Consider the following 24630-nt stretch of genomic DNA (forward strand, 5'->3'; position numbering starts at 1 on the left):
TCGCGCCATACTTTGTGCCTTATCGACTAAAAGCGAGGCCACGTATTCGCGGAGACAGTTATCTAGTTGTTATCGGAGACGATGGGATGATGGGACTGCTGCCGGATCCGCCGAGGCGGCACGATTGGGGCAATTGTCGCTTCTGGCGGATGTTGCAGGCGCGATTCGGCCCAGTAGCGACCCGTCGCGGCATCGGCGACCGGGGCGTGCGGGAATGCCCTTTCCAGATCCGTGATCAGCCGTCGTAGATCGACTTTCGGCCATTCGGCCGTATTTCCTGCACGGTGTTGACGACGACTGTTCGGTGGGGTTTGATCACGGTGGCCTGGGGGCCTCGGCGCTATCGTCACCGTCGATGATAGGACGTCCGAAACCAATCATCGTACCTCGAAAAGGGATTTTCTGTGCCATTCCGAGTGACTGCCGCGCGAGTTTGACGCGAGTATGAACGATCAACAATCCGAGTCGATGTCACACCATCCCGCCTCGGTCGAGGTGATCGACTGCACACTGCGTGACGGCGAGCAGACGCCGGGCGTGTGGTTCACGGTCGAGGAGAAGGTCCACCTCGCCGAGGCGCTGTCGGCCGCCGGGGTGCGCGTGCTGGACGCCGGCTTCCCGGCATCCTCCGGCGCCGATCTCGAGGCGATGCAGGAGATGCGGCACCGCGGCGTGCGCGCCAGCATCGGCGCCACCGCGCGGCCCCTGCCGCAGGACGTCGCCGCGGCCGAGAAGGCGGGTGCCGACGAGGTCTTCATGTTCATGCCGACCAGCGACCTGCGGCTGCGGGAAACCCTTGGCATCACTCGGGATCAGGCGAGCGAGATCATGCGGGCCGGCGCGCGCGAGGTGCTCGGCAGGGGCATGGGCCTCAACGTCGTCTTCGAGGACGCCACCAGGGCCGATCCCGAGCACATGGCCGCGCTGGTCGACGAGGTGTGCAGCGACGGAACGGCCGCGCGGCTGATCCTGGCCGACTCGGTCGGCTGCGCGCACCCCGCCGGCATGCGGAAACTGGTGCGCTTCCTGGCCGAACGGCTCGACCCGGCCGTCGCGATCTGCACGCACGCGCACAACGACTTCGGGCTGGCCACCGCGAACACCCTCGCCGCGGTGGAGGCGGGCGCCCGGGCCATCACCTGCACGGTGAACGGGATCGGTGAGCGGGCCGGCAACGCCGACCTCGCCGAGTGCCTCGCCGCGCTGACCCACCTGCACGGCATCGAGCACGGCGTGGATCCCGAGAGCCTGCCCGCGTTGTCCCGGCTGGTCGAGCGGATCAGCGGCATCCACATGAGCGCAACCAAACCGGTGACCGGGTTCAACGTCTACCGGCACGAGTCCGGCCTCCACGTCGACAGCATGTTGAAGAACACCGCCAGCTACGAGTTCCTGCCGGCGTCGTGGACCGGCGGCGAACGCGCCTACGTACTCGGCAAGCACAGCGGCACCTCGCTGGTCCGGCACATCCTCGGCCGCGCGGGCGCCGAGTGCGACGACGCGACCGCGCACGAGCTGCTGCGGGAGCTCAAGTGCGTGGCCGACGAGCGGGACAAGACCGGGCACGACAGGGCGTTCCTGGCCAAGGAGGAGTTCACCTCGGCGGCGCTGGCGGGCGTTCCCGAGGACGTGCTGATCAGTGGGTACCGACGGCGTGTTGAGGAGGACCGTGGCCGGCAGGACCATCAGTGACAAGGTCATCGACGCGCACAGCGCGGACGACGACGGCACGGCCGCCTACCGCCTGGTCAGGGTGGACGCGGTGCTTGGCCACGATGCGACCACCGCGCTGCTCATCGACGACTTCGAGCGGCGCGGCCTGACCATCTGGGACCGGGACCGGGTGCTGCTGACCAACGACCACTTCTCCCCGCCGTCGACCATCGAGTACGCCGACATCTCCAACAAGTTCCTGCGCTTCGCCAGGGACAACCAGGTGACGAACCTGATGCTGGACAGGGGGATCTGCCACCAGCTCCTCGTCGAGCACCGGCTCTGCCAGCCGGGCGGACTCGTCGTCGGCGCCGACAGTCACACCGTGATGGGCGGCGGCATCGGCACCTGCGCCACCGGCATGGGCGCGACGGACATCCTGTTCACCCTCGTCACCGGCACCACCTGGCTGCGCCGGCCGGAGACGATCGCGGTGCGCTTCCACGGCGAGCTGCCGCCGACCTCCAGCGGCCGCGACATCGTGCTGGAGCTGCTGCGGCTGCTCGGCGAGAGCGGCGCCCAGTACCGCTGCCTGGAGTTCCACGACGAGTCGCGGCCCAAGCTCTCCCAGGACGACCGCTTCGCCGTGGCCAACATGGCCGTCGAGCTCGGCGCGAAGTTCGGCGTGTTCGTGCCAGACGAGGTCACCGCCGACTACTGCGTGCGACGCGACGGCGAACTGCTCGCCACGCCCGTGTTGCCCGACGCGGACGCGGTGTACGAGCGGGTACTCGACATCGACCTCAGCGCGCTGGACGCGCGGATCGCCAGGCCGTACTCGCCGGGCAACGTCGTGCCGGTCAGCGAGGTCGAGTCCGTGTCGATCTCCACCGCGTTCCTCGGCTCCTGTTCGAGCGGGCGGCTGGAGGACATCCGCGACGCCGCCGAGGAGGTGGCGGGCAGGGCCGTGCATCCGGCGGTCCGGTTCATCGTGATCCCGGCCTCGGTCGAGGTGTTCAAGCAGGCGCTGCGCGCGGGCTACGTGGAGACCCTCACCGACGCTGGCGCGACCTTCAACCACTCCAGCTGCGGCGCGTGCGGCGGCATCGACAAGGGCGTGCTCGGCGCGGACGACGTCTGCGTGTCCACCTCGAACCGGAACTTCCGAGGCAGGATGGGCCACTGGGACAGCCGCACCTACCTGGCCAGCGCGCGCACCGTCGCGCGGGCGGCGCTGCTCGGCCGCATCGGCCCCGACCTGTACCGGAACGAAGGCGCGCGGTGAACGAGATCAGCGGTCGGATCTGGCTGTTCGGCGACGACGTCAACACCGACGTCATCCATCCGCCCGCGTTCTACAGCCTCGATCCGGACAAGGTCAGGCGCGGCCTGTTCCACGGGTACGACCCGAAGATCCAGCAGGAGATCCGGCCGGGCGACGTGTTGGTTGCCGGCAGGAACTTCGGCTGCGGGTCGAGCAGGGAGACCTCGGTGCGCGCCATCAAGCTCAACCACGTCGGCGCGGTGCTGGCCGTCGACTTCGCCAGGATCTTCTTCCGCAACGCCACCAACAACGGGTTGCCCTGCCTCACCTTCACGCGGCAGGAGGACCTGCTGTCGCTTCGGCAGGGTCAGCACGTGACGGTGAACCTGGAAGACGCCACCCTGGTCACCGAGGACGGCGTGCGGATCCCGCTCGACCAGCCCGGCGCGTTCGTGCGGCGGATCTGGGCGGCGGGCGGCCTGCTCTCGTTGCTGCCGAACGGTTCCGACGCCGCGCGGTGATCTGACGCCGGCGCTCGGCCGGGCCCGCGCCGGGAGTCCTGGGCGGCGGGGACTCCCGGGCGCGGCGGAGATGTGGCAGAAATTCGTCGATCGGTGGTTTGCGCGGGGGTCGGCCGGGGTATCCCGTGGCACTGACCCGCGCGGACGAGACGGACCACGACATGGCTGAGCAGACACCGGAGTGGGGCGCCACCCTGGAGAGAACGACGGACGGCGCTGGCGGCCGCCTGATGACCACTCGCGCGTTTGAAGGGGAGCGCGGGGTGATCGTCCGGGTGGCCGGGGAGATCTCCGGCCAGAGCCGGGACGAGCTGGCCGGGCTGCTGGTCGCCGCCGTGGAGCGGTGGCCGCTGCTGGTGGTGGACCTGACCGGGGTGAACTATCTCGGCGTCGCCGGCCTTGGCGCCATCGTGTTCGCCGACCGGCACGCCAGGGAGCGCGGCCACGGCGTGCGCGTGGTGGCGAGTTCGGCGGCCACGATGGCCCTGCTGTCCAGGGTGCCGAGGAGCCTCGGGCTCGCGGTGTTCCGCTCGATGATCGACGCGCTGACCGTGTCGGTCCGCTGAACCCTCCGTGCCGCGCCGGGTGATCGCGCGCCGCACCGCTGCCCAGCCTGTCTGATGGCCGGGGTCGGGCCGTCGAACGCTCGACCCCGCGCCACCCGGCCGAAAACCGGTTGTGTCAGGCGGGCGCGTCGGCGAAGCTGGCGGCCAGCACACTGCGGTGCGTCGGCTTGGCGGCGGCGTACAGCTCGCGGCCCGCGTCGGTGAGGCACACGGAGATGCCGCGCCGATCGCTGTCGCACATGCTGCGCACGACGAGGCCCTTGGTCTCCAGCCGTCCGATCAGGCGGGACAGCGCGCTCTGGCTGAGGAACACCATGGCGCCGAGTTCCTGGACGCGGTACGCGTCCTTGACGCCCTCGGCAAGGCGGTCCAGCACCTCGAACTCGCTCGCCCCGAGGCCGTAGCGCTCGTTGAGCTCGCGGTCGAGTTCGCACCACGTCGAGGCGTGTCGACTCAACAGCTCACGCCAGGCGTTCACGACGTCTGTGTCGGTCACCACCGCATCCTAGCAGATGCACGAGCACTATGTGCAACTGAATAAAATGCACTTGCACTAGATGCAGATGCATGGAATGTTCTCTTCCGTGACCCCCTCAACGACCGCTCCGGCCACAGGCGAGCGCTGGAGCCCGAAGCTCTGGGGCGCGCTCGTGGTGCTGTGCGGAGCGCTCTTCCTCGACGGCCTCGACATCTCGATGGTCGGTGTCGCCCTCCCGTCCATCCGCCACGACCTCGGCCTGTCCACGTCCTCGCTCCAGTGGATCGTCAGCGGCTACGTGCTCGGCTACGGCGGCCTGCTGCTGCTCGGCGGGCGCACCGCCGACCTGCTCGGCCGCCGCCGCGTGTTCCTGATCGCGCTCGCGGCCTTCGCCGTCGCCTCGCTGCTCGGCGGCCTGGTCAGCGACCCGACCCTGCTCATCGCGACCCGCTTCATCAAGGGCGTCGGCGCGGCCTTCACCGCCCCGGCCGGCCTGTCCATCATCACCACGACCTTCGCCGAGGGCTCGGCCCGCAACCGCGCGCTGAGCATCTACACCGCCTGCGGCGCCAGCGGTTTCTCCCTCGGCCTCGTCCTGTCCGGGCTGCTGACCGAGGTCGGCTGGCGCTGGACCTTCCTGCTGCCCGTGCCGATCGCGCTGATCGCCCTCGTCGCCGGCCTGCGGCTGATCCCGAGGGAGCACGCCGAGGACCGGGCCGTCGGCGGCTACGACGTGGCCGGCGCGGTGACCGCCACCGCCGCCATGCTGCTGCTCGTCTACGCCGTGGTGCAGGCCCCGAGCGTCGGATGGCTCTCGGCGCAGACCGTGATCTCCTTCGTCGTGGTCATCGCCCTGCTCGTCTCGTTCGTGATCATCGAGCGGCGCACCGCGCATCCGTTGGTGCGACTGGGCATTCTCCGCTCCGGCACGCTGGTGCGGGCCAACCTCGGCGCGGTGATCTTCTTCGGCTCCTACGTCGGCTTCCAGTTCGTCGTCACCCAGTACATGCAGACCCTGCTCGGATGGACGGCGCTCCAGACGGCGCTGGCGTTCCTGCCGGCCGCGCTGATCGTGGCGTTCGCGTCGACCAAGATGGGCTCGCTGGTCGACCGCGTCGGCACCGGCAGGCTGATCTTCGTCGGCTTCGTCGCCCTGGTCGCCGCCTACGCCCTGTTCCTGCGCGCGGGCGACGCGCCGAGCTACGCGGCGGTGATCCTGCCGAGCATGCTGCTGCTGGGCATCAGCTGCGCGCTGACCTTCTCGTCGCTGAACATCCAGGCCACCGACGGCGTCGCCGACGACGAGCAGGGCCTCGCGTCCGGCCTGGTGAACACGTCGATGCAGATCGGCGGCGCGGTGGTGCTGGCGATCACGACGGCCGTGGTCACCGCCAACGCGGGCGAGGGCACGACCGGCCCCGCCGCGCTCTCGGCCGGCGTCCACCCGGCGCTGGCCGTGGTGACCGGCATCGCGGTGATCGGCGCCCTGGTGTCGCTGTTCGGCCTGCGCCGCCGCCGGGCCGCGCAGGCCGCCGTGCCCGCCGGGTCCGTCGAGGACGCCGTGCCGGTGTCCGCGGGATAACCCTCCGGTCCACTGGGGGTGGGGGCCTGCTCGCGCACGGGGGCGCGAGCAGGCCCCTTTGCCTATCACGGCAGGCCCTGGTCACGGCAGGCCCGAGTCCAGGCCGGGCCGGCCTCGGCTCAGCGCAGGCCGAGGGCGCGGGCCAGCGCGGTGGCCAGGTGCACCGGCTCGCGGTCGGTGGCCTGGCGCAGCTGGGTGCGGCAGCTGAACCCGTCTGCGAGCACCGCGGTGTCCCGGTCGGCCGCCCGCACCGCCGGCAGCAACGCCTGTTCGGCGCAGGCCATCGACACCTCGTAGTGGCCGCGCTCGAAGCCGAAGTTGCCGGCCAGCCCGCAACACCCCGCGTCGAGCACGGTCGCGTCCAGCCCGGCCGCCGCGAACACTGTCCGGTCCGCGTCGGAGCCGAGCTCGGCGTACTGGTGACAGTGCAACTGCACCACGGCAGGCGACGGCCTCGCGGCGGGCTCGGCGGGCGCCAGCCGCTCGGCGTCCGGCGCGACCTGCTCGGCGAACGTGCGCACGGACCCGGCCAGAGCCCGCACGTCCTCGTCGTCGCCGGCCAGTTCCAGCGCGTCCGAGCGGAGGAACGCTGTGCAGCTCGGCTCCAACCCGACCACCGGCACCCCGGCACTGGTCCACGGCCGCAGCGTCCGCGCCGTGCGCCGCAACACCCCGCGCGCCACGCCGAGCTGCCCGGTGGACATCCAGGTCAGCCCGCAACACACCGCGCTCCTGGGCAGTTCAACCCCGCAGCCCAGCCGCTCCAACACCGCGACGGCGTCCTGGCCGACCTCGGGATCGAAGCGATTGGTGAAGGTGTCCGGGAACAACAGCACCCGGCGCTCGCCCGTCGACGCGGGCCTGCCGGCGAACCAGGACCGCAGCGACCGCGCCGCCAGCCGGGGGATCTCGCGTTCCCGCGCGATGCCGCCGACGCGCTTGACCAGCCAGCCCAACGGCCCGCCGGTGATCGCGTTGACCAGGCGCGGCACCCGCTGGCCGAGCGCGAGCCACAGCGGCAGGAACCCCATCGAGTAGTGCGCGGCCGGCCGCAGCCTGCGCTTGTAGTGCCGGTGCAGGAACTCCGCCTTGTAGGTCGCCATGTCCACGTCGACCGGGCAGTCGCGCTTGCATCCCTTGCAGGACAGGCACAGGTCCAGCGCGTCGCGCACCTCGCGGGAGCGCCAACCACCGCGCACCACGTCCCCGGTCAGCATCTCGAACAGCAGCCGCGCCCTGCCCCTGGTGGAGTGCCGTTCCTCCCTGGTCACCCGGTAGCTCGGGCACATCACCCCGCCCGAGGAGTTCAGGCACTTGCCGACCCCGACGCAGCGCCGCGTCGCCGCCGCGACATCGCCGCCGTCGGCCCGCAGCGCCAGCTCGGCGCGGCTGGGGATGCGCGCGGGCGCGACCAGCACGCGCAGGTCCCGGTCCAGCGGCAGCGGGTCCACGATCCGGCCGGGGTTCAGCAGGGCGTCCGGATCGAACGCGGCCTTGAACCGGCCGAACGCGGCGATGGCGTCGGGCGGGTACATCCGTGGCAGCAGCTCCGAGCGGGCCTGCCCGTCGCCGTGCTCCCCGGACAGCGAGCCGCCGTGCGAGACGACCAGGTCCGCCGCGTCCTGGAGGAACGCTCGGTAGCCGGCGGCCCCCGTCGCGCTGCGCAGGTCGAAGTCGATCCGCACGTGCAGGCAGCCCTCGCCGTAGTGGCCGTAGGTGATGCCCCTGCGGCCGTGCCTGGCCAGCAGCGCGTCGAACTCCCGCAGGTAGACGCCGAGCCGCTCGGGCGGCACCGCGGTGTCCTCCCACCCCGACCACGCCTCGGAGCCGTCGGCCATCCTGGTCGCCAGGCCGGCGCCCTCCTCGCGGATCTTCCACAACACCCGCTGCTGCGCCGGGTCGGTCAGCACCACCGACCCCGTGGCGGCCGGCATGGCCAGCACCACCCGGCGCGCGGCGTCGGCCGCCTCCGCCCGGTCGGCGCCGCCGGTCTCCACGAACAGCCAGCTCATCCCCTCCGGCAGCAACCCCAGCGCCGCCGACCCCGGATCGCGCCGCCGCACCACCGCGACAAGGCCTGCGTCGATGCCCTCCACCGCGAGCAGGTCGAGGCCGTCCAGCGCCGGCACCTGGTCGGCCGCCGCGTAGGTGTCCGGGAAACCCAACACCACCAGCGCCCGCGCGCCCGGCGCCGGCACCAGCCGGACCGTCGCGCCGAGCACCGTCACACAGGTGCCCTCCGAGCCGACCAGGGCCCGCGCGAGGTCGAAGCCGCGCTCGGGCAGCAGCTCGTCGAGGTTGTAGCCGGAACCCCGCCGGGTCAGCGTCGGGAAGGCCCGCACGGTGTCGACGGTCTCGTCGCGCAGCGCCACCAGGTCCCGGTACAGCCGCCCGACCCGGTCGTTCCTGGCCGTCAGGCCGGCCAGCTCGGCCGCGTCGGTGCGGCCGACCGTCAGCGCGGTGCTGTCGGCCAGCAGCACGTCGAGGGACTCCACGTTGTGCACGGTCTTGCCCCACGCCACCGAGTGCGCGCCGCACGCGTTGTTGCCGATCATGCCGCCGAGCGTGCAGCGGCTGTGCGTGGACGGATCCGGGCCGAACACCAGGCCGTGCCGGCGCGCCCGGTCGTTGAGCCGGTCGAGCACCACGCCCGGCTGCACGGTGGCCAGGCGGCGGTCCTGGTCGACCGAGACCACCCGGTCGAGGTAGCGGGAGAAGTCGAGCACCAGCCCCGAGCCGGTCGAGTTCCCGGCGACGCTGGTGCCGGCGCCCCGGTTGGTGATCGGCACGCCGTGCCGCGCGGCGACCGCGACGGCGGCGTGCACGTCGTCGACGGAACGCGGGCGCACCACCACCGTGGGCACGTGTCGGTAGTTGGAGGCGTCCACCGAGTACACCGCGCGGCTGCCGGCGTCGGCGAGCACGTCGCCGGCCACCTCGGTGCGCAGCGCGGCGACGAGAGTCCGTGACAAGGCTTCCACGGTCCACTCCTACCGCATCCGGACCGTTCTCGGTGTGACGTGCGCCCACGGATCCGAGCCGAGTTCCTGGGTACCAGGTGGTAACGGATAACCTCACGGTCGATCACCAGCACCGATGAACAGGAGCAGCGCGTGGCAAGGTCCGTTCTGGTCACTGGCGGCAATCGCGGCATCGGCCTGGCGATCGCCAGGGCCTTCGCCGACAACGGCGACAAGGTCGCGGTGACGCACCGGGGTTCCGGCGCGCCCGATGGCCTGTTCGGCGTGCGGTGCGACATCACCGACGCGGCCGAGATCGACGCCGCCTTCAAGGAGGTCGAGGCGGAGCACGGTCCCGTCGAGGTGCTGATCTCCAACGCCGGCATCACCGACGACACCCTGCTGCTGCGGATGTCCGAGGACCAGTTCACCAACGTCCTTGACGCCAACCTGACCGGCGCCTACCGGGTGGCCAAGCGCGCGTCCATGGGGATGCTGCGCAAGAAGTGGGGCCGGATGGTGTTCATCTCCTCGGTGGTCGGCATGACCGGCCAGGCGGGCCAGGTCAACTACGCGGCGAGCAAGGCGGGCCTGGTGGGTATGGCCCGGTCCATCGCCCGCGAGCTCGGCTCGCGCAACATCACCGCCAACGTCGTCGCCCCCGGCTTCATCACCACCGACATGACCGCCGACCTGCCGGACGACGTCAAGAAGGAGTTCCTCGGCAGGGTGCCGGCCGGCCGTTACGGCTCGGTCGAGGAGATCGCCGCCGCCGTCGCCTTCCTGGCCTCCGACAACGCCGCCTACATCAACGGCGCGGTGCTGCCCGTCGACGGCGGCCTCGGCATGGGCCACTGATGACTTTCTTGTGCACGACCTGGGAACACACCAACGGAGGACCTAAGTGAGTGGACTGCTCGAAGGCAAGCGCCTGCTGATCACGGGTGTGATCACCGACGCGTCGATCGCGTTCCACGCGGCGCGCGTCGCGCAGGAGCAGGGAGCCCAGGTCGTGCTGACCGGCTTCGGCCGGATGAGCCTGGTCGAGCGGATCGCGAAGCGCCTGCCGACCCCGGCTCCCGTGATCGAGCTGGACGTCACCAACCAGGAGCACCTGGACGGCCTGGCCGACAAGGTCCGTGAGCACATGGACGGCATCGACGGCGTGCTGCACTCGATCGCCTACGGCCCGCCGACCACGCTGGGCGCCGACTTCCTCGCCGCGCCGTGGGAGGACGTCGCCACGGCCGTGCAGGTGTCGGCGTACTCGCTCAAGTCGCTGACGATGGCCTGCCTGCCGCTGATGCAGCCGGGCGGCTCCGTGGTCGGCATGGACTTCGACGCCAGGCTCGCGTGGCCCGCCTACAACTGGATGGGCGTCGCCAAGGCCGCGCTCGAGTCCGTCACCCGCTACCTCGCGCGCGACCTCGGTCCCAAGGGCATCCGGGTCAACCTCGTCGCCGCCGGTCCGGTTCGGACGATGGCCGCGAAGTCGATCCCCGGTTTCAGCGGGCTCGAGGACGCCTGGACCGAGCGCGCGCCGCTCGGCTGGGACCTGACCGACGCCACCCCGGTGGCCAAGTCGATCTGCGCCGTGCTGTCCGACTGGCTGCCCGCCACCACCGGCTCGATGGTGTGGGTCGACGGCGGCCTGCACGCCACCGGCATGTGATCCGCGCCGGCGGCCCGGCCGCCGGCGCGTCGCGGCTCCCGACCTCGGACCGTGCCCGACCGGGCACGGTCCGAGGTCGCTTCGCGTCCCGGACTGCGTTTTCCGCGAGCCACCCCAATAATTCGCGTGCAATCGACCGAATCGGTCAGCACACTGCTGCGATCGCCGACAGGATGACGCTGACCGCTCGGTGACACACCACGGCACGGGGGAGAGGCAGATGGCGGGAGCCATTAGCGCCGAAGGACTCGTGAAGACCTTCGGTGACGTGCGCGCGCTCGACGGCGTGGACCTGGACGTGCCGGAGGGGACGGTGCTCGGGCTGCTCGGGCCCAACGGCGCCGGCAAGACCACCACCGTGCGGGTGCTGACCACCCTGCTCAAGCCCGACTCCGGCAGGGCGACGGTCGCCGGCGTGGACGTGCTCAGGGAGCCGAACCGGGTCCGCAGCCTGATCGGGCTGTCCGGCCAGTACGCCGCCGTCGACGAGCAGTTGACCGGCCGCGAGAACCTCCAGATGGTCGGCGAGCTGTACCAGATGTCCGCGCGCGTGGCGAAGGCGCGGGCGATGGAGCTGCTGGAGTGGTTCAACCTCGGCGACGCGGCGGACCGCACCGCCAAGACGTACTCGGGCGGCATGCGCCGCAGGCTCGACCTCGCCGCCGCCCTCGTGGTGCGGCCGCCGGTGATGTTCCTCGACGAGCCGACCACCGGCCTCGACCCGCGCAACCGGATGGCGCTGTGGGAGGTGATCGAGTCGCTGATCGCCGAGGGCACAACGCTGCTGCTCACCACCCAGTACCTGGAGGAGGCCGACCGGCTCGCGCACGCGATCGCCGTCGTCGACCACGGCAGGGTGATCGCCAGGGGCACCGCGGACGAGCTGAAGGCGCAGATCGGCGGCGAGCGCGTCGAGGTGGTCGTGCAGGACCGCGAGCGGATCCAGGACGCGGTGGACGCGATGGCGACCTTCGCCACCGGCGAGCCGACCATCGAGCAGCACACCCGCCGGATCACCGTCCCGGTCAGCGGCGGCGCGAAGGTGCTCGCCGACCTGATCAGGGACCTCGACGCGCGGGGCGTGCAGATCGACGACGTCGGCCTGCGCAGGCCGACCCTTGACGACGTGTTCCTGTCGCTGACCGGCCACGCGGCCGAGGAGGAGACGCAGAACGCGCCGCCGGGCAGGGCCAGGAAGGGCCGAGGCGCGAAGCAGGCCGAGACGGGGGTGTCCTGATGGCCGTGATCAGTCCGGTGGCGCACGCCACCGCTCCGGTGCCCCAGGGCGGGCTGCGGCAGTCGCTGCACGACTCGCTGGTGATCGCCAAGCGCAACCTGATCCGTATGGTGCGGACCCCTGAGATGATCATCTTCGGGCTGATGCAGCCGGTCATGTTCGTGCTGTTGTTCACCTACGTGATGGGCGGGGCGATCCCGGTGCCCGGCACGGACTACAAGCAGTTCCTGATGGCCGGCATCTTCGCCCAGACCGTCACCTTCGCCACGGCAGGCGCGGGAGCCGGCATGGCGACCGACATGTCCAAGGGCCTGGTCGACCGGTTCCGCTCGCTGCCGATGGCCCGCTCGGCCGTGCTGGCCGGCCGGACGACCGCCGACCTGGTGCAGACGGCGATCACGCTGTTCGTGCTGGTCGTGGTCGCCTTCGCGATCGGCTGGCGGACCAACGAGGGCTTCCTCAGCGCGCTCGGCGGCGTCGGACTGCTCCTGCTGCTCGGCTTCGCGTTCTCCTGGATCGGGGCGCTGATCGGCATCTCGGTGCGCACCCCGGAGGCGGCGACCACCGGCGGCCTGGTCTGGCTGTTCCCGGTGACGTTCCTGTCCAACGCGTTCGTGCCGGTCGGCGGCATGCCGGCGTTCCTCCAGACGGTGGCCTACTGGAACCCGTTCAGCGCCACCGTGCAGGCGTGCCGCGAGCTGTTCGGCAACCAGGGCTCCATCCCGGTCGCCGACGCCTGGCCGATGCGGCACGCCGTGCTCGCCTCGGTGCTGTGGTCGCTGGTGATCATCGCGGTGTTCGCCACCCTGTCGGTGCGCAAGTACCGCTCGGTGCACAACTGACCCGACCACCCGCCTGCACGTCCGCCGGACGCGCGGGCGAGGATTGACGCGTGAGTTACGACGCGCTGCTGTGGCTGTCCTTCGGCGGTCCGGAGGGACCCGAGGACGTCCGACCCTTCCTCGAGAACGTGACCAGGGGCAGGGGAGTCCCGCCGGAGCGGCTGGACGAGGTCGAGCAGCACTACCAGCACTTCGGCGGGGTGTCGCCGATCAACCGGCTCAACCGCGACGCCATGGACGCGGTGCGCGCCGAGCTGGCCGACCAGGGCATCGACCTGCCGGTCTACTTCGGCAACCGCAACTGGCATCCGCTCGCCGAGGACACCGTGGCGACGATGGCCGCCGACGGCGTCCGCCGCGCCCTGGTGCTGCCGACCAGCGCCTACGGCGGCTACTCGGCGTGCCGGCAGTACGACGAGGACATCGAGCGGGCCCGCGCCGCCGTCGGCGCGGACGCCCCCGAGCTGGTGAAGCTCCGGCACTTCTTCGACCACCCGCTGTTCGTCGGCGCGTTCGCCGACGCGGTGCGGGCCGCGATCGAGACGCTGCCGTCGGCGGTCGGCTCGCGGCACCGGCTGGTGTTCACCGCGCACTCGGTGCCCTCGGCCGCCGACGCGGCCGCCGGCCCGCCGGAGGAGGGCGGCCACCGCTACTCCCGGCAGGTCGCCGAGGCGGCCAGGCTCGTCGCGGCGGCCGTCGGCGCGGAGGACTACGACGTGGTGTGGCAGTCGCGGTCGGGCCCTGCGCGCATCCCGTGGCTCGAACCCGACATCCTCGATCACCTGGACGCCCTGCACGCCGACGGCGTGCCGGCCGTGGTGGTCTGCCCGGTCGGGTTCGTCAGCGACCACCTTGAGGTGGTCTGGGACCTGGACACCGAGGCCGCCGAGCGCGCCGCCGAGCACGGGATGGCCTTCGCCAGGGCGGCGACGCCGAGCAGCGACCCGAGGTTCGCCGAACTGGTGGTCGAACTGGTCAGGGAGCACGTCGCCGGCGCGCCTGCGCGCAAGGAGTCCGACTTCCCGGTCGCCGGCTGCACCGTCAACGGCGCGCCCTGCGCGGTCGGCTGCTGCGAACGCCTCAGGCGCTGAGCACCCGTGGGTGGGCCCGCGCGCCGCGACGCGCGGGCCAACCCACGAGCGGGGTCACGGGCCGAGGACGCGGTTGGAGAAGACGCGGACCGCCTCGTCGACGGCCGCGCAGCGGGCCCGGCGCACGGCGTCGGACAGCGGCCGCAGGGCGTCCGCCCTTGCCTGCGTCGCCGAGGCCGACAGGGCGGCGCCCGGCGCGTCGCTGGACGCCACGGTCACGATGGCGGCCAGGTCGGCGGCGCGCTGGAACACGCGCAGCGCCCGCTGCGGCATGCCAGCTGGCCACGGCGTGTGCTCGGCGGCCGCGGTCAGGTCGTCGATCTCCGCTCGCACGTTCGGCCGGTGCCGCGCCACGTCGAGCGAGACGAGCGTCGAGGCCGCCGACCGCATCGCCTCGGTCAGGCCGTGCTCGGCCTCGCTGAGCGGGACGTGTTCCGCGCCGGCCGCCGTCGGCAGGTCGTACACGGTCCATCGGATCACGGACTCGGCCACGGTCTCGGGCACGATGCCGACACCGACCTCGGGCAGCACCACGGCCTCGCCCGCCCGCAGCGCCGCGGCGCTGAGCGGACCCTTGCCGCCGAGCCCGCGCAGGTCGCCGGGCACCGGCAGGGCGAGGCGGCCGCCGGTGGCTCCGGAGCGGCGCAGGGCGGCGAGCAGCAGGGCTGGGCCGGCGGGTGGTTCGCCGGGACCTGGCAGATCGAGCGCGGTGGCGGTGCCGGCATCGTCGGCAAGCACCTCGTGCAGCTCGGCCCAGGTGTTCAGGGCGTCGAGGACGTCGTCGGCTGCGGCTGCGCCGTGCAGCCACCCGGACGTCCAGACGACCAACGTCGCGCTTGGACAGGACACGACGGTCGAGATTACGTGGCTTTGCCCGGCAGGCTCACGCCGGCTCCGCACAGGGCGCGCACCGCCCCCGTGATCACCACGCCTGTGGTGGAAAGTCCACCACGGCTGTGGTGATCAGGGTGTGATCCCGCCGACGTGCCGTTCCAGCAGGTCACGGAACACCCGCTGGCCGGCGGGGTCGGCGAAGGCCCGACGCGGCACAACGTACAGCGGACTGCGGGTCGACGCTCCGGTTCGCAGCACGAAACTCCGCGCCGTCTCCCGCCAGCCGGCCAGCGTCGACCAGTCCAGCTCGCTGCGCGCGGCCCCGACGACGGCGGCGCTCGCCGGCTCCGACTCGGACCCGGTCACGGCCATCCGCAGCGAGCCGTCGTCGGCCGTCCCGGTGACCTGCCGGCTCGCCAACGGGTGCGCCTGAAACGCGCCGCGCGCCTGGAGCGGCGGGATCGCCGCGATGACGGCCGCCGCGACCAGCCCGAACGCCGCCGGATACGGGTCGCCGACGACGAGCAGCACCACCGAGAAGGCCGCGAGGGCGAGGGCGAACCAGGGCGCCCACCGCGCGATCGGCACCACCGCCCGCAGCGCGTCCCGCCAGTCCGCCGGCTCCGGCGTCCAGCTGAAGTCGACGCTGCGCTCCGACTGCTCGTTCACCCGTTCGTGCTCCCTCGCTGTGATCTGTTACGAACATTGGGGATGTTTGCACGCTGCTTTCAGCCAGGTCTCAGGTACGTGGCACATCGTTGTTCGTATGGAGGCAGCCCAGGAATCCGGATCCGCGCGCACCGCCTCGGCGACGGCGCTCCTCGATCGTCCTGACGCGGCCTCGGCCGCCGAGGACGCGACTCCGGCCGCCCAGCCGCCCGCCCTGGCCAGAGGCCACCTGCGCCAGTTGGACATGGTGCGCACGCTGACCTTCCTCGCCGTGATCACGCTGCACTCGATCTCGGCGACCCTGGTGGTCACCGGCACGGCGACCAGCGCGGTGATCATGTTGCTGCACGCGAGCCGGTACGCCTTCGTGTTCCTCACCGTCTTCGTGCTCGTGCACGCCAACCGGGGCCGCAGGCTGAAGGTCGGCAGGTTCTGGCGGCGCAGGCTGCTGCTGATCGGCGTGCCCTACGTCGTGTGGACCGCCATCTACCTGGCCATCGGCCTGCACAGCGGCGTCGTCGACCCGAACAACCTCGCCAAGACCAGCCTCGACGACCTGCTCACCGGCGGGGCCACCTACCACCTGTACTTCCTGCTGATCTCCGCCCAGGTCTACCTGGCGCTGCCGGCGCTGCGCTGGCTGCTGCGGGTCACCACGGGCCGGCACGGCTACCTGCTCGCGGCCGCCGTGCTGGTGCAGGCCGCCGTCGCCGCCGTCATCCAGTACGCGCCGCTGCCCACCACCGACGACACGACGCTTGGCTGGCTGGCCCTGCACGCCAACATGCTGCTGCCCACCTACGCCGTGCTGGTGATCGTCGCTGCCGTGGCCGCGACGCACCTCGACGAGGTGCAGGCCTGGGTGGACCGCAATGGTCGGGCGATCCGGTGGATCGTGGCCGGGGCCGCTGCGGCCACGCTGGCCTGGTTCGCCGTCAACGTGCTGGTCGTCGGGCAGGCCCCGTGGCAGGCGTCCGGCGCGATCCAGCCGCTGTACGTGTTCTGGCCGGTGGCCGCCGTGCTCGGTCTCTATGCCCTCGGCTGTGCCTGGGCGCGGCAGGCCAACCCGCCCGGCGCCCGCGCGCTGTCCTGGGCCTCGGACGCCTCCTTCGGGATCTTCCTGGCGCACCCCGCGATCCTCCAGTTCGTCACCACCGAGCTGGGGCTCGGCGTCGACGGCGGCTCCTCGCACTCGGGCATCACCAGGCTGCTGCTGGCCGTCGGGCTCACCCTGGTCGGCTCCGCCCTTCTGGTGAGCCTGCTCCGCCGGACGGTCCTGTCGCTGCCGCTGGTCGGCCGGCCGCGTCGCGCGGACGGCTTCGGGCTCGGCCACCGCAGGTGGGTGCCGATCGGTGCCGAGACGATCCCGAACCGGTAACACGCCGGACGTTCACTCGAAAGTGTGTTAAAGCTCCCTCGCCGCGGCCGCCGGGCCGCCGCGAGGGGGAGCGAGCGCGGTGTCAGTCGTCGAAACCAAGCCCGAGGCCGACCCGGCCAGCGGCGTCCGGTGGCGGGAACGCGTCGCAGGGACGGTGTTTCCCGTCGGCATCGGCACCGGACCGCCCCGCTGGGCGTACCCGGCCGCCTTCGCCGCCTCGGTGGCCTACCTGCTGCTCATCCCGGCCGGGCGGAGCAGGCTGACCCACGTCTGGGCCGAGGACGGCGCCAGGTTCCTGCTCGACGCGCTGACCCGGCCGGTCGGATCAGCGCTGATCGCGCCCTACGACGGCTACCTGCACACCGTGCCGAGGCTGTGCGCCCTGGTCGTGGCGGCCCTGCCGCTGCCATGGGCCTCGGCCGGCCTTGCCGTGTCCGCCGCGCTGGTCCGGGCCGCCGTGGCGCTGGTCGTGTTCGCGGCCTCGGCCGGCATGCTGCGCTCCCTGCCGGTGCGGCTCGCCGTGGCGGCCATGGTGGTGCTGCTGCCCGTCGGCAACGCCGAACCGCTGGACAACATCGCCAACCTGCACTGGTTCCTGCTCTACGGCGCGTTCTGGGTGCTGCTGGCGCGCGCTCGGTCGCTCCTCTGGAACGCGCTGGCCGCCGGGTTCGTGTTCCTGACCGTCACGTCGAGCGCCCTCGCACTGCTGCTGGTCCCGCTCGCGGCGGCCAGGCTGGTGCTGCCATGGCGGCGGGACCAGCTGATCACCGCTGGCTTCGGGCTTGGCACCGCGGTGCAGGCGGTCGCCATGCTCGGCACGCACCGACCGTCCCACTGCACCGGGCCGGTCGACGTGCCCGGCGCGATCCTCAGCGGCCTGCTGCGCGTGCCGCTGGCCGCCTACACCGGCTCCGAGCAGGTCGCCAGGCTCTATCCGGTCACGCACTACTGGCCGGCCGTGCTCGCCCTCGTCGGCACGCTCGCGATCGCCGCCCGCACGCTGCGCGGCGGCCCCCGGTCGGCAGCCGTCCTGGCGGCCGCGGGCCTGCTGCTGAGCGCGCTGCTGATCGCCGCCGACCTGGTGGTGAACTGGCAGCCGGGCCTGCACGTCGACGCGCCCTTGGTGGTGGCGAACGCGCAGCGCTACAGCGTGGCGCCCTGCCTGTTCCTGCTCACCGCCGTCGCGGCAGGCCTTGACCGGCTGCCCGCGCCCCGAACCCGCAGGAGAGCGGTGCTCGGGGCGCGGTTCGCGCTGCTGGCCGTGCTGACGGCCGCCGTCATCGCGCAGCTTCCCGGGTCGTGGGGGCGGTTGGACGGCCCGACCTGGGACGACTCGGTGACCGCGGCCGTCAGCGACTGCGCGCAGGGCGGCGACTCCACCCGGCTGCACCACCAGCCCGTCGGCTGGTTCTTCGATCTGCCCTGCGCCGCCGTGCCGAGGTGACGCGCGGGACGCTCAGAACCGGACGTCCTCGCCCGGCGCGAGCAGGTGCAGCCGGTCGGCGAGCCCGGCCTGGTCGAAGGCGGCCACCAGGGTGTCGCCGCCCTGGCTGAAGTGCGCCCAGCCCTCGAAGTGCAGCGGCACGACCTGGCCGGCGTCCAGGATCTTCGCCGCCTCAGCCGCCAACTCGCTGGTCAGCGTCAGGAACGCGCCCTCGAGCAGCGGGGTGCTCGCGGCGCCAGCGAACAGCACCGCGACGTCGACGGTGGCGAACCGCTCGGCGATGGCGCGCACCACGTCCAGCGAGGCGTTGTCGCCGCTGACATACACCGTGGGCAGCCCGTCGCCGGACAGCACGAACCCGGTGACCTCGCCGACCAGCGGCTCGCTGCCGTCGGGCCCGTGCTGGGCCGGCACGCCGGTCACCAGCAGCACGCCGCCGTCCGGTCGGGGCAGTTCGACCTCGGTCCAGTTCGGCACCGCTCGCACCGCGCCGCCCAGCCGACCCTCCGCCTGGCCGGTGGACAGCACCAGCGGCGCGTCGGCGAGGTACTCGCGGCCGAGCCGGTCGAGGTTGTCCGGGTGCTGGTCGTGCGACAGCAGCACGGCGTCGATCGGGCCGACCTCGGCCGGCGCGATCGGGCTGTCCATCGTCTTGGTCAGCGACCGGCTGCCGATCGGGTACTCGCCCGGCGCGTCGAAGGTCGGGTCGGTGAGCAGCCGAAGGCCGCCGACCTCGATGATCGACGTCGGTCCGCCGAGATAGCGGACGGTCAGGTTGGTCATGATGTCGCCCCAGTGGTTGATGTTCGTCAGCCGTCGAATCATAGGTGCGTGAAATCGCTGGAGTTGCTCCACGTCGACCCGGCCGACAATTCTGCGTAGCGTCGAAGAAGTGAATCCCGTGCCATCCCGCTTGCCCCTGACGGCCGGAGAGCTGCGCGAGGCCGGATACCAGCCCCGCAGCGTCAAGGCCGAGATCCGGGAGAACCTGCTCGCCGCGCTGCGCGAGGGGAGAAACCCCTGGCCAGGCATTGTCGGCTTCGACAGGACGGTGCTGCCGCAGCTCGAACGCGCCCTGCTAGCCGGCCACGACTTCGTGCTGCTCGGCGAGCGCGGCCAGGGCAAGACCCGGCTGCTGCGCACCCTCACCGGCCTGCTCGACGAGTGGACGCCGGTGATCGAGGGCGCCGAACTCGGCGAACACCCGCTCGCCCCGATCACCCCGGCCTCCCGCCGCCGCGCCGCCGAGCTCGGCGACGAACTGCCGGTCGCCTGGCGGCACCGCTCCGAGCGCTACACCGAGAAGCTGGCCACGCCCGACACCTCGGTCGGCGACCTGGTCGGCGACGTCGACCCGGTGAAGGTCGCCCAGGGCCGCAGCCTCGGTGACCCGGAGACCATCCACTTCGGCCTGGTGCCCCGCGCGCACCGGGGCATCGTGGCGGTCAACGAGCTGCCCGACCTCGCCGAGCGCATCCAGGTCGCGCTGCTCAACGTCATGGAGGAGCGCGACATCCAGGTCCGCGGCTACACGCTGCGGCTGCCGCTGGACGTCCTGCTCGTCGCCACCGCCAACCCCGAGGACTACACCAACCGGGGTCGCATCATCACCCCGCTCAAGGACCGCTTCGGCGCGGAGGTGCGCACGCACTACCCGCTCGAGGTCGACGCCGAGGTCGACCTCGTCCGGCAGGAGGCCGAGCTGGTCGCCGAGGTCGGCGACCACCTGCTCGAGGTGCTGGCCCGGTTCGTGCGGCACCTGCGCGAGTCGGCGTCGGTCGACCAGCGCTCCGGCGTCTCGGCCAGGTTCGCCGTGGCCGCCGCCGAGACGGTGGCCGCTGCCGCGCTGCGCCGCGCCGCGCTGACCGGCGAGTTCCCCGCCGTCGCCAGGCCCGTCGACCTGGACTCCGTGCCGGACGTGCTGCGCGGCAAGCTGGAGTTCGAGGCCGGTGAGGAAGGCAGGGAACAGGAGCTGCTGACGCACCTGCTGCGCAGGTCGATCGCGGACACCGCGCGGACCAGGCTCGCCGGGCTGGACCTGCGTTCGCTCGCGTCCGCCGTGGTGGACGGCCACCCGGTCGCCACGGGCGAGCGCGTCGCGGCGGGCGACCTGCTGGCCGCGCTGCCCGAGCTGCCGATCCTGCACGAGGTCGCCGGCCGCCTCGGCGCGGGCCCGACCGACCCGCCCGGCCGGATCGCCTCCGCCGTCGAGCTCGCCCTCGAATCGCTGTACCTGACCCGCCACCTCGGCAAGGACACCGACGAGGACGACCGAACCGTGTATGGGGGCTGACCAGGTGAGCGGGTACGGACGGAGATACCGGTACGGGCGGTGGCAGGGCGGCGCCGACCCGCTGGCCCCGCCGCCGGACCTGCGCGCCGCCCTCGACGAGCTCGGCCGCGAGGTCATGGAGGGCTCCTCGCCGGCCGCCGCGCTGCGCGAGCTGCTGCGCAGGGGCCTGTCCGGCACCAGGGGCCTTGACGAGCTGACCACCCGGCTGTGGCAGCGGCGGTCGGAGATCCAGCGCCGCAACCGGCTGGACGGCACCCTCCAGGAGGTCCGGCAGCTGCTCGACCGGGCCCTGGAGGCCGAGCGGCGGGAGCTGTTCCCCGACCCGTCCGACGACGCCAGGTTCCGCGAGGCTCAGCTGGACGCGCTGCCCACCGGCACGGCCGCGGCCGTGCGCGATCTCGCCGAGTACGACTGGCAGTCGGCGCAGGCCCGCGAGGCCTACGAGGAGATCCAGCGGCTGCTCGGCAGCGAGCTGATGGCGCAGCGCTTCCAGGGCATGAAGGAGGCGCTGCGCAACGCGGGCCAGCAGGACGTCGAGCGGGTGCGCAGGATGCTCGCGGACCTCAACGACCTGCTCGCCGCCCACGCGAGCGGCGAGGAGGACACGGAACAGCGGTTCCAGGACTTCATGCGGCAGCACGGCGAGTTCTTCCCGGAGAACCCGAGCAACGTCGAGGAGCTGATCGACGCGCTCGCGGCCCGCGCCGCCGCCGCGCAGCGCATGCTCAACTCGATGACCGCCGAGCAGCGCGCCGAGCTGGCCGAGCTGAGCCAGCAGGCGTTCGGCGACTCCGGCATCGGCCAGCAGCTCGCCCAGCTCGACTCGATGTTGCAGGGCCTGCGGCCGGGGGAGGACTGGTCCTCGTCCGGCCGGTTCCGGGGCAAGAACCCGCTCGGGCTCGGCGAGGGCGCGCAGGCCATGGCCGACCTCGCGGACCTCGACGGGCTGGCCGAACAGCTCGCGCAGTCCTACCCAGGGGCGCGGCTCGAGGACATCGACTTGGAGGCGTTGGCCCGCCAGCTCGGGCCGGAGGCCGGCGTCGACGTGCGCAGGCTCGCCGAGCTGGAACGGCAGCTGCGCGACCAGAACCTGCTCGAACGTGCGCCCGACGGCAGCCTGCGGCTCACCCCGAAGGCGCTGCGCAGGCTCGGCGAGACGACGCTGCGGCGGATCGTGGCGGGCGTCCGCTCGCGGCGGGGTGACCGGGACAGCGACCGGGCCGGGTCGGCAGGCGAGCCGACCGGGTCGTCGCGGGCCTGGGAGTTCGGCGACAGCGAGCCGTGGGACGTGTCGCGGACCGTGCGCAACGCCGTGCTGCGCACCGCGTCGACCGGCGGCGGCGAGGTCGCCATCGACGTCGAGGACGTGGAGATCACCGAGACGGAACAGCGGTCCCGCGCCGCGGTCGCGCTGTGCGTGGACACGTCGTGGTCGATGGTGCAGGACGGCCGCTGGGTGCCGATGAAGCGCACCGCACTCGCCCTGCACCAACTGGTGCGCACCAGGTTCCGCACCGACGCGCTGGAGCTGATCACCTTCGGCCGGCACGCGACCACGGTGGACATCGGCGAGTTGACCGCGCTGGAGGGGGCGTGGGAGCAGGGCACGAACCTGCACCACGCGCTGCTGCTGGCCGGCCGCCACCTGCGCCGGCACCCCGACGCGCAACCGGTGGTCCTGGTCGTCACCGACGGCGAGCCGACCGCGCACCTCGAACCGGACGGCGAGGCCGAGTTCAACTACCCGCCGCTGCCCCGCACGCTGGCCAAGACGCTGGCCGAGGTGGACGGGCTGGCCAAGCTCGGCGCCTCTGTCACGGTGTTCATGCTCGGCGAGGACCCGAAGTTGGCGGCGTTCGTCGACCTGGTCGCCAGGCGCAGCGGCGGCCGCGTCGTCGCACCGGACCCGGACGGCCTCGGGGCCGCCGTGGTCGGGGACTACCTGCGCAGCCGCAAGAGGAGGGGGTGACTCTCCCCTCCGGGCGATATGGGGGATAAGCGCCCGGAGGGGAGAGGTCACGGCGGCTTTCGGCGTCCCGCCCGATCACCGCGCAGCAACTCGAGCAGCCGGAACTACTGCGGCACCACGTTCTCGGCCTGTGGGCCCTTCGGTCCCTGGGTCACGTCGTAGCTGACCTGCTGGTTCTCGTCCAGGGACTTGAAGCCAGCGGAGTTGATGGCCGAGAAGTGCACGAACACGTCCGGGCCGCCGTCGTCCTGCTCGATGAAGCCGAAGCCCTTCTCGGCGTTGAACCACTTCACTTTGCCTGTTGCCATCGAAACCTCTCAAGGGGAACTGTCGCCTTCAGGCGACAGGGAATTGAGCTGTCCTGTGTAGTAGACAGAACAGTCACGTATACTAGATTCGTGTCTCGGGCAGTGATCACGCACGCGGGTGGCGTGTATGACCTCGGGTACCACGTGGTGTGGTGCTCGAAGTACCGTCGCGCCGTGCTGACCGGCCCGGTGAAGGACCGGTGTGAGGAGTTGATCCGAGCCAAGGCTGCCGAGCACGGGTGGGGCATCGTGGCCCTGGAAGTCTTGCCCGACCACGTGCACCTGTTCGTTCGTCCCGACCAGACCGCCTCGCCCGCGCATGTCGCCAACCAGTTCAAGGGCGTCACCTCCCGTGTGCTGCGGGAGGAATTCCCGCACTTGAGGTCGCGGCTTCCCACGTTGTGGTCGCGGTCGTACTTCGTCGCCTCGGTGGGCGCGGGCAGCGCGGACACCGTCCGCCAGTACATCGACACCCAGTACGAACGCCCCTGGCGCAAAGTGAAGGCCGGTGAGGGATGAGGCGGTCGTTCAAGTTCCTGCTGCGCCCCACCGGCAAGCAGGCAGTTGCGTTGCGGGAGATGCTGGCCGATCACTGTTCGCTGTACAACGGGGCGTTGCAGGAACGCCGGGATGCCTGGCGGCACGTCTCGAAGACGACTGTCCGCTACGGCGGCCAGTCCGCACAGTTGAAGGACATCCGGGCGTTCGACCCGGACCAGCAGGGTCGGTGGTCGTTCTCCTCGCAGCAGGCCACCCTGCGTCGCCTGGACAGGGCGTTCGCCGCGTTCTTCCGCCGTGTCAAGACCGGGGACAAGCCGGGCTATCCCCGGTTTCGGGGCGTGAGCTGGTTCGACACGGTCGAGTTCCCCACAGACGGCGACGGCTGTCGCTGGAATTCCACCCCTGGTGACAGTGTGACTCGTGTCCGGTTTCAGGGCGTCGGGCACGTCCGGGTACACCGGCACCGCCCCGTCCTGGGCACGGTGAAGACGATCAGCGTGAAGCGGGAGGGTAACCGCTGGTACGTGATCCTCTCCTGTGCCGAGGTCCCGGCCGTCCCGCTGCCCGCCGTCGGCCAGACCGCCGGGATCGATATGGGTGTCGTGCACTTCCTGACCGCCAGCGACGGGACGCATGTCCCCAACCCGCGTTACGAGCGTGCTGCCGCAGCCGGGCTGGCGGACGCCCAGCAGGCCCTGTCCCGCTGTCGGCGTGGCTCCAACCGTCGTCGCAAGGTACGCGGGAAAGTCGCCGCCCTGCACGGCAGAATCCGGCGGCAGCGCCTGGACCACGCGCACAAGACCGCGTTGGCCGTGGTCCGCGCCTACGATGTCATCGCCTGCGAGGACCTGCGGATCGCCAACATGGTCCGTGCCCCCAAACCCAAACCCGACCCCGAACAGTCCGGCGTGTTCCTGCCCAACGGGGCCGCGGCCAAGGCCGGACTGAACCGATCGATCCACGACGCGGGTTGGGGGGTATTCCTGGGCGTCCTCGCGGACAAGGCTGAAAGCGCCGGTCGACGACTGATTCCGGTGGATCCCCGCGACACGTCCCGTACCTGCACGCGGTGTGGGCACGTATGCGGAGACAACCGCGTTACCCAGGCCGAATTCGTGTGCGTGGCGTGCGGACACACCGCCAACGCTGATGTGAACGCGGCGTTGAACATCGCTCACAGGGCCGGGCTGGTCCTGCGCGAAGCCCCAGCGGCTTAGCGAGAAGCCGCCTGCTTCAGCCGGCGGAGGAGTCACGTTTCTCAGTCCTTGCGAAGCCGCACGAGCGCGTTGCGCGCGCCCACCCCGCGCCGATCATCCGGCGAGGGCACCTGATCGTCGCCCACCCTGATCGGCACGAGAACGGCCCGCC

The 24630-nt window shown here is 71.8% G+C and carries 22 protein-coding genes; 16 read left to right on the forward strand and 6 right to left on the reverse strand.

The features are described from left to right. The first annotated feature begins 468 nt into the window (after nucleotides 1-468). The 4 genes from F0L68_RS01415 (at nucleotide 469) to F0L68_RS01430 (ending at nucleotide 4004) form a co-directional block, all read left to right on the forward strand. On the forward strand, nucleotides 469-1692 hold the full coding sequence (locus F0L68_RS01415) for a LeuA family protein (protein WP_188316328.1): 1224 nt from the start codon (nucleotides 469-471) through the stop codon (nucleotides 1690-1692). Next, nucleotides 1670-2938, forward strand: coding sequence for a 3-isopropylmalate dehydratase large subunit (locus F0L68_RS01420; protein ID WP_149847543.1), 1269 nt, complete (start codon nucleotides 1670-1672; stop codon nucleotides 2936-2938). The genes F0L68_RS01415 and F0L68_RS01420 overlap by 23 nt, the downstream gene beginning before the upstream one ends. After that, a complete protein-coding gene (locus F0L68_RS01425) occupies nucleotides 2935-3438 on the forward strand; it encodes a LeuD/DmdB family oxidoreductase small subunit (RefSeq protein WP_223198403.1) in 504 nt (167 codons plus the stop codon). Before F0L68_RS01420 ends, F0L68_RS01425 begins: the two co-directional genes overlap by 4 nt. Nucleotides 3439-3599: 161 nt before the next feature. After that, on the forward strand, nucleotides 3600-4004 hold the full coding sequence (locus F0L68_RS01430) for an STAS domain-containing protein (RefSeq protein WP_149847544.1): 405 nt from the start codon (nucleotides 3600-3602) through the stop codon (nucleotides 4002-4004). Nucleotides 4005-4119: 115 nt separating this feature from the next. On the opposite strand, the gene F0L68_RS01435 is transcribed toward F0L68_RS01430, so the two are convergent. Next, nucleotides 4120-4500, reverse strand: a complete 381-nt coding sequence (locus F0L68_RS01435) for a MarR family winged helix-turn-helix transcriptional regulator (RefSeq protein WP_223198404.1) — start codon at nucleotides 4498-4500, stop codon at nucleotides 4120-4122. A gap of 76 nt (nucleotides 4501-4576) precedes the next feature. Here F0L68_RS01435 and F0L68_RS01440 point away from each other — a divergent pair, with 76 nt between their 5' ends. Then, complete coding sequence (locus F0L68_RS01440) at nucleotides 4577-6064, forward strand: MFS transporter (protein WP_149847730.1); 1488 nt, start codon at nucleotides 4577-4579, stop codon at nucleotides 6062-6064. 119 nt (nucleotides 6065-6183) lie between these two features. Here the strand turns inward: F0L68_RS01440 and F0L68_RS01445 are convergent, their stop codons facing one another. Then, on the reverse strand, nucleotides 6184-9045 hold the full coding sequence (locus F0L68_RS01445; RefSeq protein WP_149847546.1) for an FAD-binding and (Fe-S)-binding domain-containing protein: 2862 nt from the start codon (nucleotides 9043-9045) through the stop codon (nucleotides 6184-6186). Between the two features lie 132 nt (nucleotides 9046-9177). Here F0L68_RS01445 and F0L68_RS01450 point away from each other — a divergent pair, with 132 nt between their 5' ends. From F0L68_RS01450 to F0L68_RS01470, 5 genes are all read left to right on the forward strand, one after another. Beyond that, nucleotides 9178-9882, forward strand: a complete 705-nt coding sequence (locus F0L68_RS01450; RefSeq protein WP_149847547.1) for a beta-ketoacyl-ACP reductase — start codon at nucleotides 9178-9180, stop codon at nucleotides 9880-9882. Between the two features lie 46 nt (nucleotides 9883-9928). After that, nucleotides 9929-10696 carry an enoyl-ACP reductase FabI gene (gene fabI / locus F0L68_RS01455; protein WP_149847548.1) on the forward strand — a complete coding sequence of 256 codons (768 nt, stop codon included), beginning with the start codon at nucleotides 9929-9931 and terminating at the stop codon, nucleotides 10694-10696. Nucleotides 10697-10916: 220 nt separating this feature from the next. Continuing rightward, nucleotides 10917-11933: an ATP-binding cassette domain-containing protein gene (locus F0L68_RS01460; protein WP_149847549.1), complete on the forward strand. Its 1017-nt coding sequence runs from the start codon at nucleotides 10917-10919 to the stop codon at nucleotides 11931-11933. Further along, complete coding sequence (locus F0L68_RS01465; RefSeq protein ID WP_149847550.1) at nucleotides 11933-12775, forward strand: ABC transporter permease; 843 nt, start codon at nucleotides 11933-11935, stop codon at nucleotides 12773-12775. The genes F0L68_RS01460 and F0L68_RS01465 overlap by 1 nt, the downstream gene beginning before the upstream one ends. A gap of 50 nt (nucleotides 12776-12825) precedes the next feature. Then, on the forward strand, nucleotides 12826-13866 hold the full coding sequence (locus F0L68_RS01470; protein ID WP_149847551.1) for a ferrochelatase: 1041 nt from the start codon (nucleotides 12826-12828) through the stop codon (nucleotides 13864-13866). A gap of 54 nt (nucleotides 13867-13920) precedes the next feature. On the opposite strand, the gene F0L68_RS01475 is transcribed toward F0L68_RS01470, so the two are convergent. Together F0L68_RS01475 and F0L68_RS01480 are read right to left on the reverse strand one after the other, a co-directional pair. Continuing rightward, a complete protein-coding gene (locus F0L68_RS01475; RefSeq protein ID WP_149847552.1) occupies nucleotides 13921-14715 on the reverse strand; it encodes an Rv1486c family protein in 795 nt (264 codons plus the stop codon). Between the two features lie 114 nt (nucleotides 14716-14829). Beyond that, nucleotides 14830-15369: a YcxB family protein gene (locus F0L68_RS01480; RefSeq protein WP_188316329.1), complete on the reverse strand. Its 540-nt coding sequence runs from the start codon at nucleotides 15367-15369 to the stop codon at nucleotides 14830-14832. Nucleotides 15370-15466: 97 nt separating this feature from the next. On the opposite strand from F0L68_RS01480, the gene F0L68_RS01485 reads away from it, so the two are divergent. Beyond that, nucleotides 15467-16747: an acyltransferase gene (locus F0L68_RS01485; protein ID WP_188316330.1), complete on the forward strand. Its 1281-nt coding sequence runs from the start codon at nucleotides 15467-15469 to the stop codon at nucleotides 16745-16747. 79 nt (nucleotides 16748-16826) lie between these two features. Then, nucleotides 16827-18191: a hypothetical protein gene (locus F0L68_RS01490; RefSeq protein WP_149847555.1), complete on the forward strand. Its 1365-nt coding sequence runs from the start codon at nucleotides 16827-16829 to the stop codon at nucleotides 18189-18191. A gap of 12 nt (nucleotides 18192-18203) precedes the next feature. Here the strand turns inward: F0L68_RS01490 and F0L68_RS01495 are convergent, their stop codons facing one another. Next, on the reverse strand, nucleotides 18204-19016 hold the full coding sequence (locus F0L68_RS01495; protein WP_223198405.1) for an MBL fold metallo-hydrolase: 813 nt from the start codon (nucleotides 19014-19016) through the stop codon (nucleotides 18204-18206). A 67-nt stretch (nucleotides 19017-19083) separates the two neighbouring features. Between F0L68_RS01495 and F0L68_RS01500 the strand changes: the two genes are divergently transcribed. Continuing rightward, nucleotides 19084-20484, forward strand: a complete 1401-nt coding sequence (locus F0L68_RS01500) for an ATP-binding protein (protein WP_149847556.1) — start codon at nucleotides 19084-19086, stop codon at nucleotides 20482-20484. Then, nucleotides 20474-22453, forward strand: coding sequence for a vWA domain-containing protein (locus F0L68_RS01505; RefSeq protein ID WP_149847557.1), 1980 nt, complete (start codon nucleotides 20474-20476; stop codon nucleotides 22451-22453). The genes F0L68_RS01500 and F0L68_RS01505 overlap by 11 nt, the downstream gene beginning before the upstream one ends. A 104-nt stretch (nucleotides 22454-22557) precedes the next feature. Here F0L68_RS01505 and F0L68_RS01510 read toward each other — a convergent pair whose 3' ends face one another. After that, on the reverse strand, nucleotides 22558-22761 hold the full coding sequence (locus F0L68_RS01510; protein WP_149847558.1) for a cold-shock protein: 204 nt from the start codon (nucleotides 22759-22761) through the stop codon (nucleotides 22558-22560). Between the two features lie 90 nt (nucleotides 22762-22851). On the opposite strand from F0L68_RS01510, the gene tnpA reads away from it, so the two are divergent. After that, on the forward strand, nucleotides 22852-23280 hold the full coding sequence (tnpA, locus tag F0L68_RS01515; RefSeq protein ID WP_149847559.1) for an IS200/IS605 family transposase: 429 nt from the start codon (nucleotides 22852-22854) through the stop codon (nucleotides 23278-23280). After that, nucleotides 23277-24479 carry an RNA-guided endonuclease InsQ/TnpB family protein gene (locus F0L68_RS01520; RefSeq protein ID WP_149847560.1) on the forward strand — a complete coding sequence of 401 codons (1203 nt, stop codon included), beginning with the start codon at nucleotides 23277-23279 and terminating at the stop codon, nucleotides 24477-24479. The genes tnpA and F0L68_RS01520 overlap by 4 nt, the downstream gene beginning before the upstream one ends. The last annotated feature ends 151 nt before the right edge of the window (nucleotides 24480-24630 follow it).

It is taken from the genome of Solihabitans fulvus, assembly GCF_008386585.1.
Taxonomy (GTDB): Bacteria; Actinomycetota; Actinomycetes; order Mycobacteriales; family Pseudonocardiaceae; genus Solihabitans; species Solihabitans fulvus.

Excerpts from the sequence above, each read along its gene's own strand:
- F0L68_RS01415 (WP_188316328.1), top strand. The coding sequence starts at position 469 with ATGTCACACCATCCCGCCTCGGTCGAGGTGATCGACTGCACACTGCGT.
- F0L68_RS01430 (WP_149847544.1), top strand. The coding sequence starts at position 3,600 with ATGGCTGAGCAGACACCGGAGTGGGGCGCCACCCTGGAGAGAACGACG.
- F0L68_RS01440 (WP_149847730.1), top strand. The coding sequence starts at position 4,577 with ATGTTCTCTTCCGTGACCCCCTCAACGACCGCTCCGGCCACAGGCGAG.
- F0L68_RS01460 (WP_149847549.1), top strand. The coding sequence starts at position 10,917 with ATGGCGGGAGCCATTAGCGCCGAAGGACTCGTGAAGACCTTCGGTGAC.
- F0L68_RS01465 (WP_149847550.1), top strand. The coding sequence starts at position 11,933 with ATGGCCGTGATCAGTCCGGTGGCGCACGCCACCGCTCCGGTGCCCCAG.
- F0L68_RS01485 (WP_188316330.1), top strand. The coding sequence starts at position 15,467 with ATGGAGGCAGCCCAGGAATCCGGATCCGCGCGCACCGCCTCGGCGACG.
- F0L68_RS01495 (WP_223198405.1), bottom strand. The coding sequence starts at position 19,016 with ATGATTCGACGGCTGACGAACATCAACCACTGGGGCGACATCATGACC.
- F0L68_RS01505 (WP_149847557.1), top strand. The coding sequence starts at position 20,474 with ATGGGGGCTGACCAGGTGAGCGGGTACGGACGGAGATACCGGTACGGG.
- F0L68_RS01510 (WP_149847558.1), bottom strand. The coding sequence starts at position 22,761 with ATGGCAACAGGCAAAGTGAAGTGGTTCAACGCCGAGAAGGGCTTCGGC.
- F0L68_RS01520 (WP_149847560.1), top strand. The coding sequence starts at position 23,277 with ATGAGGCGGTCGTTCAAGTTCCTGCTGCGCCCCACCGGCAAGCAGGCA.